Annotated in this window: 12 protein-coding genes; 4 read left to right on the top strand and 8 right to left on the bottom strand. The window is 61.2% G+C overall.

Annotation, left to right across the window (positions count from 1 at the left end):
* Positions 1 to 32: 32 nt before the first annotated feature.
* Positions 33 to 1,172, bottom strand: a complete 1,140-nt coding sequence (locus AC1DVE_RS00545; RefSeq protein WP_223455464.1) for a DegT/DnrJ/EryC1/StrS family aminotransferase — start codon at positions 1,170 to 1,172, stop codon at positions 33 to 35.
* Between the two features lie 154 nt (positions 1,173 to 1,326).
* Here AC1DVE_RS00545 and gcvP point away from each other — a divergent pair, with 154 nt between their 5' ends.
* Positions 1,327 to 4,200 (top strand): aminomethyl-transferring glycine dehydrogenase, encoded by a 2,874-nt coding sequence (gene gcvP / locus AC1DVE_RS00540; protein ID WP_223455466.1) that lies wholly within the window; start codon positions 1,327 to 1,329, stop codon positions 4,198 to 4,200.
* Between the two features lie 195 nt (positions 4,201 to 4,395).
* Here the strand turns inward: gcvP and AC1DVE_RS00535 are convergent, their stop codons facing one another.
* From AC1DVE_RS00535 to AC1DVE_RS00515, 5 genes are all read right to left on the bottom strand, one after another.
* Entirely contained in the window at positions 4,396 to 4,713 is a 318-nt protein-coding gene (locus tag AC1DVE_RS00535; protein WP_056726402.1) for a DUF2388 domain-containing protein, read from the bottom strand.
* A gap of 68 nt (positions 4,714 to 4,781) precedes the next feature.
* Complete coding sequence (locus AC1DVE_RS00530; RefSeq protein WP_223455469.1) at positions 4,782 to 5,231, bottom strand: NfeD family protein; 450 nt, start codon at positions 5,229 to 5,231, stop codon at positions 4,782 to 4,784.
* 8 nt (positions 5,232 to 5,239) lie between these two features.
* On the bottom strand, positions 5,240 to 6,160 hold the full coding sequence (locus AC1DVE_RS00525) for an SPFH domain-containing protein (protein ID WP_223455471.1): 921 nt from the start codon (positions 6,158 to 6,160) through the stop codon (positions 5,240 to 5,242).
* Between the two features lie 84 nt (positions 6,161 to 6,244).
* Positions 6,245 to 8,029: a type IV pilus assembly ATPase TfpB gene (gene tfpB / locus AC1DVE_RS00520; RefSeq protein WP_223455473.1), complete on the bottom strand. Its 1,785-nt coding sequence runs from the start codon at positions 8,027 to 8,029 to the stop codon at positions 6,245 to 6,247.
* Between the two features lie 90 nt (positions 8,030 to 8,119).
* Positions 8,120 to 8,458 (bottom strand): hypothetical protein, encoded by a 339-nt coding sequence (locus AC1DVE_RS00515; RefSeq protein WP_223455475.1) that lies wholly within the window; start codon positions 8,456 to 8,458, stop codon positions 8,120 to 8,122.
* A 126-nt stretch (positions 8,459 to 8,584) separates the two neighbouring features.
* Between AC1DVE_RS00515 and AC1DVE_RS00510 the strand changes: the two genes are divergently transcribed.
* The gene (locus AC1DVE_RS00510; protein WP_007993158.1) at positions 8,585 to 9,055 is read left to right on the top strand and encodes an Lrp/AsnC family transcriptional regulator; all 471 of its coding nucleotides are present in this window, start codon (positions 8,585 to 8,587) and stop codon (positions 9,053 to 9,055) included.
* A 52-nt stretch (positions 9,056 to 9,107) separates the two neighbouring features.
* Here AC1DVE_RS00510 and AC1DVE_RS00505 read toward each other — a convergent pair whose 3' ends face one another.
* On the bottom strand, positions 9,108 to 10,475 hold the full coding sequence (locus tag AC1DVE_RS00505; protein WP_223455477.1) for a CYTH domain-containing protein: 1,368 nt from the start codon (positions 10,473 to 10,475) through the stop codon (positions 9,108 to 9,110).
* 157 nt (positions 10,476 to 10,632) lie between these two features.
* Here AC1DVE_RS00505 and argE point away from each other — a divergent pair, with 157 nt between their 5' ends.
* Together argE and argA are read left to right on the top strand one after the other, a co-directional pair.
* Positions 10,633 to 11,784 carry an acetylornithine deacetylase gene (gene argE, locus AC1DVE_RS00500; RefSeq protein WP_223455479.1) on the top strand — a complete coding sequence of 384 codons (1,152 nt, stop codon included), beginning with the start codon at positions 10,633 to 10,635 and terminating at the stop codon, positions 11,782 to 11,784.
* A gap of 259 nt (positions 11,785 to 12,043) precedes the next feature.
* A complete protein-coding gene (gene argA, locus AC1DVE_RS00495) occupies positions 12,044 to 13,342 on the top strand; it encodes an amino-acid N-acetyltransferase (RefSeq protein WP_223455481.1) in 1,299 nt (432 codons plus the stop codon).
* Positions 13,343 to 13,506: 164 nt separating this feature from the next.
* Here argA and tauA read toward each other — a convergent pair whose 3' ends face one another.
* Positions 13,507 to 14,496, bottom strand: a complete 990-nt coding sequence (gene tauA, locus AC1DVE_RS00490; RefSeq protein ID WP_223532981.1) for a taurine ABC transporter substrate-binding protein — start codon at positions 14,494 to 14,496, stop codon at positions 13,507 to 13,509.
* Positions 14,497 to 14,817 lie beyond the last annotated feature (321 nt).

Raw genomic sequence — 14,817 nt, 5'->3', positions numbered from 1 at the left:
GGCGCCGGCAAGCCGGCTCCTACACGGGTGGTTCAAGACTTGAGTACGGCTTTCACGGCCGTCACCGAACGTTCCACATCCGCTTTGCTCATCGCCGTGAACATCGGCAGCGAGACAATCAGCCGACCGACCCGCTCAGCGACCGGGAACATGCCCTCCTTGAAACCGCGCTCACGGTAAAGGCTCAACAGGTGAATCGGCGGGTAGTGATAGCCGATCCCGACACCCAGTGCCTGCATCTGCTCCATAAAGGTCGCCCGCGCCGGTTTGCCATCCTTACGCTCCGGTAATACCAGCTGGAACAGATGCCAATTGCTTTGGGTGAAATCCGCCGGAGGCAGTTGCGCTCCGTACTGCGCTTCGAAATCCGCGCCAAAACAGGCGAAATAGTGCCGGGCCAAGTCACGGCGATGGGCGGTGATGGTTTCGATATGAGCAAACTGCCCCAGGCCAATGGCCGCGGCGACGTCGGTCATGTTGAATTTGCCACCCAGCACGTCGACGTCCAGTCCGTCGAAGCCGTTGCGGGTAACGCCCTGCAGTCGATATTTCTCTGCCAGGCGTACTTCTTCGGCCGTATTCAGCACCAGGCAACCGCCTTCGGAGGAGGTGACGTTTTTGTTCGCCTGGAAACTGAAGGACACGAAATCCCCCGTCGAGCCAATGCGCTGGCCGTTCCAGTTGGAGCCCAGCGCCTGGGCTGCATCCTCCACAATCCGCAGGCCGTGCTTTTTCGCCAGGGCATACAAACGCGTCATGTCCACTGGCAACCCGGCGAGGTACACCGGGATGATGGCTTTGGTGCGGGGGGTAATCGCCGCTTCCAGTTGATCGAGATCGATATTGCGGGTCACCGGGTCGATGTCGGCAAACACCGGGGTGGCGCCGACTTCCAGGATGACGTTGGCGGTGGCCACCCAGGAAATCGGCGTGGTGATCACTTCATCGCCGGGCCCGACCCCGGCAATACGCAAGGCGATTTCCATGGTGCAGGTGCCGGAATTGAAGGTGCGCACCGGGCGCCCGCCAAAAAACTCCGAAAGCTGCGCTTCGAAGGCCTGGACCTTGGGGCCGCTGGTGATCCAGCCCGAGCGCAATACATCACCGACGGCGGCGATCGTGGCTTCATCGATGGTGGGTTTGGAAAACGGCAGGAAAGGCAGTTGGCTCATGAATACAGTCACCCGATCAGCGGATATTAAGTTGGCGGCGGACATGATGATCCGGATTGGTCGACCGCGCCACGTCATCCACGCGAAGATCGACTGCTATGCTGGTTTGACCGTGTTGCATCGACGCCGAGCGCCAGTCAAGAGAGAGCCCGTCATGTCCCAATTGCCGTCCCTGAGCCAGTTACGCGACCCCAATGCCTTTCTGCGCCGCCACCTCGGACCCGACGCCGCCGAGCAACAGGCGATGCTCGACAGCCTCGGCCTGGGCAGTCGGGTCGAATTGATCGAGCAAACGGTGCCGCCGGGCATCCGCCTCAATCGGGCGCTGGACCTGCCCCCGGCACTCGATGAAGAGGCCGCGCTGGCCAAGTTGCGCGGTTATGCCGAGCAGAACCAGGTCTGGACCAGCCTGATCGGCATGGGCTACCACGGCACCCTCACACCGGCCGTCATACTGCGTAACGTGCTGGAAAATCCCGGCTGGTACACCGCGTACACCCCCTATCAACCGGAGATCGCCCAAGGGCGGCTCGAAGCGCTGCTGAACTTCCAGCAGCTGACTATCGACCTGACCGGTCTGGAGCTGGCCAATGCCTCGCTGCTCGATGAGGCCACCGCCGCGGCGGAAGCCATGGCCCTGGCCAAGCGGGTTGCCAAGTCCAAAAGCAACCTGTTCTTTGTCGACGAGAACTGTCACCCGCAAACCATTTCCGTGGTGCAGACCCGCGCTGAAGGCTTCGGCTTCGAGCTGATCGTCGACGCTGTGGATAACTTGAAGCAGCACCAGGTGTTCGGCGCGCTGCTGCAGTACCCCGACACCCACGGTGAAATCCACGACCTGCGGCCGCTGATCGATCACCTGCACGCGCAACAGGCCCTGGCCTGTGTCGCCACGGATTTGCTGAGCCTGTTGTTGCTGACCCCGCCGGGTGAACTGGGCGCCGATGTGGTGTTCGGCTCGTCCCAGCGATTTGGCGTGCCCATGGGCTACGGCGGGCCCCACGCGGCATTTTTTGCCAGCCGCGATGAATACAAACGGGCAATTCCCGGGCGGATCATCGGTGTTTCGAAAGATGCGCGGGGCAACACCGCCCTGCGCATGGCCCTGCAAACCCGCGAGCAACACATCCGCCGGGAGAAGGCCAACTCCAACATCTGCACGGCCCAGGTGCTGCTGGCCAATATCGCCAGTTTCTATGCGGTCTACCACGGCCCCGAAGGGCTCAAGCGGATCGCCCAGCGGGTACATCGGCTGACCTGCATCCTGGCCGCCGGGCTTGAACGCAACGGTATCACCCGGGTTAACCGGCACTTCTTCGACACCCTGACGCTGGAAGTCGGCGGAGCCCAGACCGCGATCATCGAAAGTGCCCGGGCCGCGCAGATCAACCTGCGCATTCTCGGGCGCGGCCAACTGGGCTTGAGCCTCGACGAGGCCTGCGACGAAGGCACCGTGGCGAAGCTGTTCGACGTGTTCCTGGGGGCCGATCACGGGCTCAGCGTCGACGACCTGGATGCCGAGGTCTTGCCTGGCGGAATTCCCGAAAAGTTGGTGCGAACTTCGCCTTATCTGCGCCATCCCGTGTTCAGCGCCCATCACAGCGAAACCGAGATGCTGCGCTACCTCAAGCAACTGGAAAACAAGGACCTGGCGCTCAATCAATCGATGATCCCGCTGGGCTCCTGCACCATGAAGCTCAACGCCACCAGCGAGATGATCCCGATTACCTGGCCGCAGTTCGCCAACCTGCACCCGTTCGTGCCCAAGGAACAGGCCGCCGGTTATGGGCTGATGATCGAAGAACTGGAGCGCTGGTTGTGTGCGATCACCGGTTTCGACGCGATCTGCATGCAACCCAACTCCGGTGCCCAGGGCGAATACGCCGGGCTGCTGGCGATCCGCAAATACCATGAGAGCCGACAACAGGGCGGCCGCGATATTTGCCTGATTCCTTCATCGGCTCATGGCACCAATCCCGCGTCGGCGCAAATGGCCGGGATGCGCGTGGTGATCGTCGAATGTGACGAGGCGGGCAACGTCGACCTGGAGGACCTCAAGGAGAAAGCCGCGCAGGCCGCAGACAAACTCGCCTGCCTGATGGCGACCTATCCTTCAACCCACGGGGTGTATGAGGAAGGTATCAGCGAAATCTGTGAAGTGATCCACCAGCATGGCGGTCAGGTGTACATGGATGGCGCTAACCTCAACGCTCAGGTCGGGTTGGCGCGGCCGGCCGATATTGGCGCCGATGTCTCGCACATGAACCTGCACAAGACCTTCTGCATTCCCCATGGTGGCGGTGGGCCGGGCATGGGACCGATTGGTGTTCGGGCGCATTTGGCGCCGTTCGTGGCCAACCATCCGGTGGTGCCGATCGACGGGCCGCACCCGCAAAATGGCGCCGTCAGCGCAGCGCCCTGGGGCAGCGCAAGCATTTTGCCGATCAGCTGGATGTACATCGCGATGATGGGGCCGCAATTGGCGGACGCCAGCGAAGTGGCGATCCTCGCCGCGAATTACCTGGCGCGGCATTTGTCCGGTGCCTTCCCTGTGCTCTACACCGGACGCAATGAGCGGGTGGCCCACGAATGCATCCTCGACCTTCGACCACTCAAGGCGTTGACCGGCATTACCGAAGAGGACGTGGCCAAGCGCCTGATGGACTACGGCTTCCATGCCCCGACCATGTCGTTTCCGGTGCCGGGGACGCTGATGGTTGAACCGACCGAAAGCGAGTCGAAGGCGGAACTAGACCGCTTTATCGGGGCGATGCTGAGCATCCGCGCGGAAATCAACGAGGTGCAGAACGGTAACTGGCCGGCTGAAGAAAACCCGCTGAAAGGTGCGCCGCATACGTTGGCCGATATCACCGGCGTGTGGGAGCGGCCGTACAGCATCGTGCAAGCGGTCACGCCGGACGCGCACACCAAGGCGCACAAATACTGGCCGGTGGTGAACCGGGTGGACAATGTGTATGGGGACCGGAACCTGTTTTGTGCGTGTGTGCCGGTGGATGATTACCGCTGAAATTTCCGGCTGCACATAACCCCTGTGGGAGCGAGCCTGCTCGCGAATGCGGTGTGACAGTCAATGAAGTTTTTACTGATCCACCGCTATCGCGAGCAGGCTCGCTCCCACAGGGGGGCTCTGTGAACCTTGGACCTGTGTACGCAAGGCAAAAAAATGCCGCTCAAGTGAGCGGCATTCTTGTGTACGCGACTGTTACTCCGAAGCCACGGCATTCTTCGCCAGGATCGCGTTCGCCAGCTCCATATCCGTGGCTTGCAGCCCCGGGTTGTCGGCGCGGACTTTCTGCATGGCCGCTTCCAGGTACGGACCGCGGATACTGCCATCACTGGCGACGAAGCTGCTGGCATCGTCCTGTGCCGCGACGACCAGCTTGTTATCCTTGGATGTCAGATAGCTCGAACCGGTGGTTGCACCGGAGGTAAGAACGTTACGCCAAAAAGTATCGGCCATCGCCGAACCGACAGGCAAAGACAACAGCGCGACGGTAGCGACAGCAAGTTTGAAACGCATGACAGGGTGACTCCACTGGGTTGACTACGCGGTTGGATTGCCAACCCCCAATCGAGTTCCGTGGCTGCCTATTCTGTCGCTTCGACCAACAGGATCGCGCCTTGCTGGCCGACTACCCGCACGCGACTGCCAATGGCGGCGTCCGGCCCGCGGGCCATCCACACGCCGTCGGCCACCTTGATCTTGCCGCGACCGTCGACAATCGCTTCATGCACCACGAAGGTTTTGCCGATCAGTTCCTGGCCGCGCAGATTCAGGTGCTGCTGATCGCTCGGGCGCGCCGCCGTGCGCTGATGCCGCCACCAGTACAACGCGGTGGTGATCGACAGCAGGCCGAACAACAGAAACTGCCATTCCCAGGACAAGCCCGGCAACAGGAAGGTCAAGACGCCCACGGCTGCCGCGGCCATGCCGATCCACAGCAGGTAACCGCCGGCACCGAACACTTCGAGAATCAACAGCACTGTGCCCAACGCCAACCAGTCCCAGAACGAAAGGTGCTGCAAAAATGCCCACATGGCGCGCCTCAGGCTTTCTTGTTATCGAAAGTGGCCTTGACGATTTCGCCAATGCCGCCCACCGCGCCGATCATCGAACTGGCCTCCAGCGGCATCAGGATCACCTTGCTGTTGTTGGCCGAAGCCAGCTTGCCCAGCGCATCGATGTACTTCTGCGCCACGAAGTAGTTGACCGCTTGCACGTTGCCGCTGGCAATGGCTTCGGACACCACTTTGGTCGCCTGGGCTTCTGCCGCGGCTTGTCGCTCGCGAGCTTCGGCCTCCAGGAAGGCGGCCTGGCGACTGCCTTCGGCTTCGAGGATCTGCGCCTGCTTCTTGCCTTCGGCGGTCAGGATCGCTGCGGCGCGCAGGCCCTCGGCCTCGAGGATTTGTGCACGCTTGATCCGTTCGGCTTTCATCTGCCCCGACATCGCCGCCATCAGGTCGGCGGGTGGGCTGATGTCCTTGATCTCGATCCGGGTGATCTTGATGCCCCACGGCGCGGTCGCTTCGTCGACGGTGCGCAACAGTTTTTCGTTGATCCCGTCACGCTGGCTGAGCATGGCGTCGAGTTCCATCGAGCCGAGCACGGTGCGGATGTTGGTTTGCAGCAGGTTGCGGATGGCGTGTTCGAGGTTGTTGACCTCGTAGGCGGCCTGGGCCGTGTTGACCACCTGGAAGAAGCACACGGCGTCGATTTGCACCGTGGCGTTGTCGGAGGTGATGACTTCCTGCGGCGGAATATCCAGCACGCTTTCCATCACATTCATCTTGCGGCCGATGCGGTCCATGACCGGAATGATGACATTCAGCCCCGGCTTGAGTGTGTTGGTGTAGCGACCGAAACGTTCGACGGTCCATTCAAAGCCCTGGGGCACGACCTTGAAACCCATGAACAGAATGGCGACCACCAGGCCGACAAAAAGCAAAAGCACACTACCGATCTGCATAACGATTCCTTGTTGATGTGTGGATCTTTGGAGTTGCAATGGCTGGAGTGTAGCTGTGCCGATGCCGGATAAGTACAGCCGGGCTCAGCTCTGCTCGCTCTGGGGTGTCACTCGCAGAACCTCCTCGATGGTCGTCAGCCCGGCGCCGACCTTTTGCGCTCCTGACAGTCGCAGGCTGCGCATGCCTTCCTTGAATGCCTGGCGTCGCACGGCCAGCAGATCGGTGTCGGGACTGATCAGCGCTTTGATGCTGTCGCTGAGCTGCATGATTTCGTAGACCCCGGCGCGGCCGCGATAACCGGTGTCGCGGCATTCCACGCAACCGATGGCGCGCTGGGCATTGGCCGGCAAGGGTGCTTGCCAGGGACGGGTCAGGGTTTGCCAGTCGTCTTCGCCCAGCGTCAGCGGCGACTTGCAGTGCGGGCACAGGGTTCGCACCAGTCGCTGTGCCATGACGCCGAGCACCGTGGCCTTGATCAGGTAGTGCGGCACGCCGAGCTCCAGCAGACGGCTGATGGCGCTGGGTGCGTCGTTGGTGTGCAGGGTCGACAGCACCAAGTGCCCGGTGAGCGCCGCCTGGATCGCCATCTCCGCGGTTTCGAGGTCGCGGATCTCGCCGATCATGATGATGTCCGGGTCTTGCCGCATCAGCGCGCGCACACCGGCGGCGAAGGTCAGGTCGATGTTGTGCTGGACCTGCATCTGGTTGAACGCCGGCTCGACCATTTCGATCGGGTCTTCGATGGTGCAGAGGTTGACCTCCGGCGTCGCCAGTTTTTTCAGGGTGGTGTAGAGGGTGGTGGTCTTGCCCGAACCCGTCGGCCCGGTGACGAGGATGATGCCGTGGGGTTGGCGGGTCATGTCTTGCCAGCGGCGCAGATCGTCGGCGGAGAAACCAAGCTGGTCGAAGTCCTTGAGCAATACTTCCGGGTCGAAGATCCGCATGACCATTTTTTCGCCGAAGGCTGTGGGCAGTGTCGATAAACGCAGTTCGACTTCACCGCCGTCCGGGGTCTTGGTTTTGACCCGGCCGTCCTGGGGTTTGCGTTTCTCCGCGACGTTCATGCGCCCCAGGGTTTTCAGGCGGCTGACGATGGCCATGGTGACCTGGGGCGGGAATTGATAGACGTTGTGCAGCACGCCGTCGATGCGAAAGCGCACAGTGCCTTGCTCGCGCCGGGGTTCGATGTGGATGTCGCTGGCGCGTTGCTGGAACGCGTACTGGAACAGCCAGTCGACGATATTGACGATGTGTGCGTCGTTGGCGTCCGGCTCCTGGTCGCTGGCGCCGAGGTTGAGCAGCTGTTCGAAATTGCCGAGGGTACTGACTTGCGGGTCGGCGCTGTTCGCCCCGGTGACCGATTTGGCCAGGCGGAAGAATTCGACGCTGAAGCGCTGGATGTCCACCGGGTTGGCGACCACACGCTTGATCGGCAATTTGAGCACGTGGGTCAGGTCAGCCTCCCAGCCACTGACATAAGGCTGGGCGCTGGCCACGGTTACCGCCTCGCGGTCGATCGCTACCGCGAGGATCTTGTGGCGCTGGGCAAAGGCATAGGACATCAGCGGGGTCACGGCCGCGACGTTGATTTTCAGTGGGTCGATGCGCAGGTAAGGCTGGCCGGCCTGCCGGGATAGCCACAGGGTCAGGCTCTCGAGGTCCAGTGGTTTGCCGGGACGGCTGAGATCGTCCAGCTGTTGGCTGGCGATGAACTCGAGCGGATGCATCTGGCCAAGGGAGGCGTTGCGGCGGCGGGCATTGAGCGCGTGTTCGGCCGAATCCTGACTGATAAAGCCCTGGGCGACCAGTTCGCGCAGCAGGTCATTGAGATCCAGCCAGCGGTCCTGAAAGGCGAGATGTACGGACATGCGGGCTCCTTTTGAACGACAGTGCGCAAAGGATAGCCGTGGCCCGGCTGACCGCTGGGCCACTACCCGACGAAGGCGTTTCGGAGTTTTTCAGCCCGCCGCTTGAACCGCTTCGGCCCATGGGGAATCAGCTTCTTGCAACTCCACCGAGCAGACGCTGATCAGGTTACGAAGTTTTTCCGCAATCACTTGCGCGCGGTGCCAGCTCAAACCGTCGATGACGATCTCGATGCTCAGCCAGTCGTCCTGGCGCTGCGCGTTGACCTGTTCCGGCGTGAGCAATTGCAAGGCGAACAGATTGAGGGCGCGACACAGCAGGTCCGGTTCTGCCTCGGCCAGCATTTGATAGCGAACCCGGCAGTTGGCGTTGCCGACGTTCCAGACATCGGCACGGGCAGGTGGGGTGTTCACGGCTTCGAGATACGGCATGATCAGGCTCCAGAAATACTGGAGAAATGTTTACATCCTGTGCCGGGTATTTCTTCTCTATGATTGGCTGTATTGCAGGAATGAAGAATCAATCAATTCACTTGTTACTCAGTTAAGGGTTTTTTTATGCAGAGCGAACTGGACAGCTACGACCGCAAGATCCTCGCCTTGCTGCAAGAGGATGCTTCGCTTTCCAGCGCACAGATCGCCGAGCAGGTGGGGCTCTCGCAATCGCCGTGCTGGCGGCGGATTCAGCGGATGAAGGAGGAGGGCATCATTCGCGGCCAGGTGACCTTGCTCGACCGCAAGAAAATCGGCCTGAACACGCAGATCTTCGCGGAGGTGAAACTCAATGCCCACGGGCGTTCGAATTTCACCGAATTCACCGAGGCGATTCGCGGCTTTCCGGAGGTGCTGGAGTGTTACGTGCTGATGGGGGCGGTGGATTTCTTGCTGCGGATTGTCACGGCGGACATCGAGGCGTACGAGCGCTTCTTCTTCGAGAAGCTGTCGATGGTGCCGGGGATTCAGGAGGTGAATTCGATCGTGGCGTTGTCGGAGATCAAGTCGACCACCAGTTTGCCGGTGGTGCGCTGATGATACTTGAGGGACTTTGTGGCGAGGGGGCAAGCCCCCTCGCCACAAGGTATTACAGACGCAGCAACATTTTCCAGGCACGGTTCTGATACACCGCAATCGCCTGCTGCTTGCGCGCATCCAGGACTTCATCGGTGATCGATTCGTTGGCCAGTTGCGCCAGTTTGTTCAGCTCACCGTACAGGCGATCCATTTCCGGGATCTCCAGCACGTTACGCGCATGGTGCAGCCAGACCTGGATGCGTTCGATGCGCGGCAGTTGCTCGGCCAGGTCTTCCGGCTGTTGCTGGTAACGTTGCAGTTGCAACGAAGTGGCTTCTTCGCCCAGCAGGCGCGGTAACCAGCTGCCCAGTTGCGCAGCGCCCTGGCGATTGCCGCGGGTGTTGCGGTCGGCGGCCCAGGTGCGGGCCAGCAGCCAGCGCGAGGTGGTCAGGGAGAACAGGCCCCAGCGCGGGTCTTCGAGTTCTTCGAGGAACTGCTCGGGCGCGGCTTTGCGCACGTCTTCATCTTCCAGGCCCGCTTGTACCAGCGGGCGCCAGTCTTCCAGCAAGGCATCGAGGGCGATACGCAGATCGTGGGTCGACTGACGTGGTGCGGCCTGGCCCAGGCTGCTGATCAGCGCGCGCATTTCTGCGAGGCATTCGACCCAGTCCTGCAACAGGCGCCAGTGACCGTTGAAGCGATACTGTTCGGCCAGACGCTGGCTGCTGCCCAGCAAGTGCCAGCTCAGCGCGGCGAACGCATCGTCCAGCGGCGTTTCCGCCGTGATCTGCGGCGCCGGCAGGCTCAACGAATAGCTGTGGGCGTCGTACAGGCGATAACCGCGCTCGGCCTTGCTGATGTCGCAGGGCATCAGGGCCAGTTTCTCGGCCAGTTCGGCGGCCAGTTCCAGCAGGGCTGCCGGCTCGCCTTCGCGCAGTTCCAGTTCCAGCTCGCAGATTTCTTCTTTCTGCTTGCCGACCACGACGTGACCCAGGTCCAGCGCGGCCTCGATGACCACTTTGGTCTTGCCGCGGCCCCAGGCGATTTCCGCGCGTTCGCGGACGAAGTCGGTGGTGAAGATCGGCTTCAGGGTTTTCTTGTCCAGCTCGGCCAGTTCCTCGGGCCAGCATTCGCCGTCGAGTTTCTTCAGGTCGAGCTTGGCTTTGGGCAGGTTCCAGTCGTACTCGTTACGCACGGACAGGCCGGCGACGCTCTGGCCGCGGGTCTTGAGGGTCTGAATCACTTCTTCGCCATCCTTGCGCAGGCGCAGGGCGACTTTGGCCTGGGCCAGGTCGCGCTCGGGCGTGTCGAAGTACTGGTTCATCAACTCACGGCGTTCCCAGCCACTTTTGTTGCGTTTTTTCAGTAACGGGTGCTCGCGCAGGGCGGCGAGGGTTTCGCGGCTGACGCGGAGTTTGATTTCGGTTTCTTTCTGCATGGCCGGAAAATCCAGGATCGGGAGCGCAGCCGGGGGAATGTGTGGCTGCCAAGGTCGTGCAGTGTACAGGACTCAAGGTTAGTACGCGCCGAGACGGTTTATTCCTGTCATCGGTTGGTTCTATGATGGACTTCAATTCGGGTGCCGGGAGTCAACGATGCCATTGCCGTCGATGAAAGAACAATTCGCTGCGTTGATCGCCGCACCGTCGGTCAGTTGCACCCAGCCCAGTCTCGATCAATCCAACCGCCCGGTGATCGATCTGCTGGCGACGTGGCTCGGTGAGCTGGGTTTTACCTGCGAGATCCAGCAGGTCAGCCCCGGCAAGTTCAACCTGCTGGCCAGTTTCGGTTCTGGCCCCGGCGGCCTGGTGCTCGCCGGGCACAGCGACACCGTGCCGTTCGACGGCGCGCTGTGGCAAACCGACCCGCTGAAACTGACCGAAGTCGGCGGTCGTTGGGTTGGCCTGGGCAGTTGCGACATGAAGGGCTTTTTCGCCCTGGCCATCGAGGCGGTCAAACCGCTGCTCGATCAGCCGTTCAAACAGCCGTTGCTGATTCTCGCCACTTGCGACGAAGAAAGTTCGATGTCCGGCGCCCGCGCGCTGGCCGAAGCGGGGCGACCGCTGGGGCGGGCGGCGGTAATCGGCGAGCCGACAGGGCTCAAGCCGATCCGCATGCACAAGGGCATCATGATGGAGCGCATCGACATCCTCGGGCAGAGCGGTCATTCCTCCGACCCGCGCCTGGGCCACAGCGCCCTGGAGGCCATGCACGATGCCATCGGTGAACTGCGTGGCCTGCGCCTGTTGTGGCAGCGCGAATTCCGCAATCCGCAGTTTGGCGTGCCGATGCCAACGATGAATTTCGGTTGCATCCATGGCGGCGACAATCCCAACCGCATCTGCGGCCAGTGTTCGCTGGAGTTCGATTTGCGCCCGTTGCCCGGCATGGACCCCAAGGTCCTGCGCGCCGAGATCCTGCAGAAGCTCAAGCCGGTTGCCGAGCGGCATCAGGTGAAGATCGATTACGCGCCGCTGTTCCCCGAAGTGCCGCCGTTCGAGCAGGCCGAGGACGCCGAGTTGGTGCGCCTTGCTGAAAAGCTCACCGGTCATAGCGCCGAAGCAGTGGCGTTTGGCACCGAAGCGCCTTATCTTCAGCGCCTTGGCTGCGAAACGCTGGTGCTTGGCCCGGGCGATATTGCCTGCGCCCACCAGCCGGGGGAATACCTCGAAATGTCACGTTTGCAGCCTACGGTGCATCTATTAAGGCAACTGATCGAACACTATTGCCTGACACCTGCAACTTGATCATGTGGGAGCGGGCTTGCTCGCGAAGGCGTCGTGTCATCCACCTCAATACTGAATGACACACCGCCTTCGCGAGCAAGCCCGCTCCCACAGGGGTCTGTGAATTACCTGACAAGCCGTATAAATTGCCGGTACCCCAACCCGTATTCATGAGGAGAGCGCGCGTGTCGCCAAGCCTGTTCCGACGATAACCATCAGCCCGCTGTGCGTTTTCAGTTTCGCCCTTTTTTCGGCTGCTATTTATTACAGGCCCAGGTTCATGCCCGAATACGTCAATTGGCTTCGTCACGCTTCGCCTTACATCAACGCCCACCGCGATTGCACCTTTGTCGTCATGCTGCCCGGCGACGGCGTTGAACACCCGAACTTCGGCAATATCGTCCACGACCTGGTGCTGTTGCACAGCCTGGGCGTGCGTCTGGTGCTGGTTCACGGCTCCCGCCCGCAAATCGAAGAGCGCCTTGCGGCCCGTGGCCTGACTCCGCATTACCACCACGGCATGCGCATCACCGATGCGGCGACCCTGGAGTGCGTGATCGACGCAGTTGGCCAATTGCGCATTGCCATTGAGGCTCGCCTGTCGATGGACATGGCTTCGTCGCCGATGCAGGGCTCGCGCCTGCGGGTGGCCAGCGGCAACCTGGTGACGGCCCGGCCGATCGGCGTGCTTGAAGGCGTCGACTATCACCACACCGGCGAAGTGCGCCGGGTCGACCGCAAGGGCATCAACCGTCTGCTGGACGAGCGCTCCATCGTGCTGCTGTCGCCGCTGGGCTATTCGCCGACCGGGGAGATTTTCAACCTGGCCTGCGAAGATGTCGCCACCCGCGCGGCCATCGACCTGGGCGCGGACAAGCTGCTGCTGTTCGGCGCCGACCTGGGCCTGATTGACGAACACGGGCGCCTGGTGCGCGAACTGCGTCCACAGCAAGTGCCGGCGCATCTGCAGCGGTTGGGCAGTAACTATCAGGCGGAGTTGCTGGATGCCGCGGCCGAAGCTTGTCGTGGCGGCGTGGCCCGCAGCCATATCGTCAGTTACGCCGAAGACGGTGCACTGCTGACCGAGCTGTTCACCCGCGACGGTGGCGGCACCCTGGTGGCCCAGGAGCAATTCGAAGTGGTGCGTGAAGCGGCCATTGAGGATGTCGGTGGATTGCTGGATTTGATCATCCCGCTGGAGGAGCAGGGCATCCTGGTGCGCCGTTCCCGCGAGGTGCTGGAGCGCGAGATCGAACAGTTCAGCGTGGTCGAGCGCGAAGGCATGATCATCGCCTGTGCGGCGCTATATCAGATTGCCGATTCGGATGCGGGTGAGCTGGCGTGTCTGGCGGTGAATCCGGAGTATCGCCATGGCGGTCGCGGTGATGAATTGCTGGAACGCATCGAGACACGCGCCCGGGCTCAGGGTTTGAAGACTTTATTCGTCCTTACCACCCGCACCGCACACTGGTTCCGCGAACGTGGTTTTGTGCCGAGCAGCGTTGACCGCCTGCCTTCGGCGCGGGCGTCGTTGTACAACTATCAGCGTAATTCGAAGATCTTCGAAAAAGCCCTTTGATGTTGTGGCTATGTGCTTCCTTGTGGCGAGGGGGCTTGTCGGAACGCCGCATCGCCCCGTTGGACTGCGGAGCAGCCCCAAAACCTGCCCGACCGAGTCACATGGTTTTGCGGCCGCTTCGCGACCGAACGGGGGCAAGCCCCCGCGCCACAGGTTTCAGTGGATTATTCAGTGACAAACCTCGCGCTAACATACGGCGAATAATCCGGCAGCACCGTTTCAACCTTCCCTTGCTCCTTCAAGAATTTCGCCGTCTCGCCAATGGCCTTGGCCGTGCCGCCGTCCAGCAGCGCGGTGCTCTGTTGCGCCTTGGCATCCGGGAATGAGGAACCGGCCAGTAACTCGGGCACATCGGCGGCATTGGCACCGGTCAGTTTGGCGATTTTTTGCACAGGCTCCGAGTCGACCGTCCAGTTGGCTTTATGCGCTGCGTAATCAGCAAAGGCGTCGAGGGTGACCTTGGCGAATTTGGCCACCACCTCTGGGTGCTTCTCGGCGTAATCCTTGCGCGCCACCCAGACCTCAAAGGTTGGCGCCCCCCATTGGCCCACCTGCGCAGCGTCGGTCAGGGTCTTGCCACTCTTGCGGATTTCCCCCAGCGCCGGCGACCAGACAAACGCGCCATCAATATCACCACGCTTCCAGGCTGCCGCGATTTCCGCCGGCTGCAGGTTCACCACTTTGACTTTCGAACTGTCCAGGCCCCAGTGCTTCAGCGCGCCAAGCAGGCTGTAGTGGGAAGTCGAAACGAAAGGTGTGGCGATGGTCTTTCCGATCAGGTCTTGCGGCTTTTCGATGCCGCTGCCGTTGCGCACCACCAGCGCTTCGGCGGCATTGATCTGGGCCGAGACGATGAACGCGACAATCGGCAGGTTGCGCGAGGCGGCAGCGGCCAGCGGACTGGAGCCGAGATTGCCGATTTGCACATCGCCCGAAGCAATCGCCGTGACCACTTCCGGGCCGCTGTTGAAGCGCCGCCAGTCGATGGGCTGGCCGATGGCTTTTTCATAAAGGCCATCGGCCTGAGGGACTTTGCTCGGGTCGATGCCGGTTTGATAGCCGACGGTAAGGTTCGCCGCATGAGCGCTGAAAGAAAATGCGAACAATACACAAACTGTAACAATTGGTCCGGATAGTGCGCGTTTGGTCGTCATGGGGGCCGCCTTTCGGTAAAGGATTTGTTTCCGAATTGCGTCAGAAACTAATCGATCTAAAAAAGCGAAAATAAATACCGATTAGGAATTAGCTTATCAGCCAAACCTTCTATCCTGGGGTGGTCGCGCAGTGGGGAGCTAAATTCCTAAACGGTATTAGAAAAGAATCGGGTAATTCTTTTCAGGTTCATGACGAATTCATGACCCTGCAGGGACCAAAAAACCGGGGATTAGACTATGGTCGTAGACACATATAGTTACGATTGACTTATGGGTCACGCTCTGGCGCTAATCGCGCATCTTAGGATTTCGGGCGTCGAC

The organism is Pseudomonas sp. P4_B4 (assembly GCF_056402255.1).
The sequence above is the reverse complement of the archived record's forward strand: the minus strand, read 5'-3'. Positions and strand labels throughout refer to the sequence as shown.

Bases quoted from the DNA above. Each gene is read 5' to 3' on its own strand.
- AC1DVE_RS00510 (WP_007993158.1), top strand. From the start codon at position 8,585: ATGCAGAGCGAACTGGACAGCTACGACCGCAAGATCCTCGCCTTGCTG.
- tfpB (WP_223455473.1), bottom strand. From the start codon at position 8,029: ATGTCCGTACATCTCGCCTTTCAGGACCGCTGGCTGGATCTCAATGAC.
- argA (WP_223455481.1), top strand. From the start codon at position 12,044: ATGCCCGAATACGTCAATTGGCTTCGTCACGCTTCGCCTTACATCAAC.
- AC1DVE_RS00535 (WP_056726402.1), bottom strand. From the start codon at position 4,713: ATGCGTTTCAAACTTGCTGTCGCTACCGTCGCGCTGTTGTCTTTGCCT.
- AC1DVE_RS00515 (WP_223455475.1), bottom strand. From the start codon at position 8,458: ATGCCGTATCTCGAAGCCGTGAACACCCCACCTGCCCGTGCCGATGTC.
- AC1DVE_RS00505 (WP_223455477.1), bottom strand. From the start codon at position 10,475: ATGCAGAAAGAAACCGAAATCAAACTCCGCGTCAGCCGCGAAACCCTC.
- AC1DVE_RS00530 (WP_223455469.1), bottom strand. From the start codon at position 5,231: ATGTGGGCATTTTTGCAGCACCTTTCGTTCTGGGACTGGTTGGCGTTG.
- argE (WP_223455479.1), top strand. From the start codon at position 10,633: ATGCCATTGCCGTCGATGAAAGAACAATTCGCTGCGTTGATCGCCGCA.
- tauA (WP_223532981.1), bottom strand. From the start codon at position 14,496: ATGACGACCAAACGCGCACTATCCGGACCAATTGTTACAGTTTGTGTA.
- AC1DVE_RS00545 (WP_223455464.1), bottom strand. From the start codon at position 1,172: ATGAGCCAACTGCCTTTCCTGCCGTTTTCCAAACCCACCATCGATGAA.
- AC1DVE_RS00525 (WP_223455471.1), bottom strand. From the start codon at position 6,160: ATGCAGATCGGTAGTGTGCTTTTGCTTTTTGTCGGCCTGGTGGTCGCC.
- gcvP (WP_223455466.1), top strand. From the start codon at position 1,327: ATGTCCCAATTGCCGTCCCTGAGCCAGTTACGCGACCCCAATGCCTTT.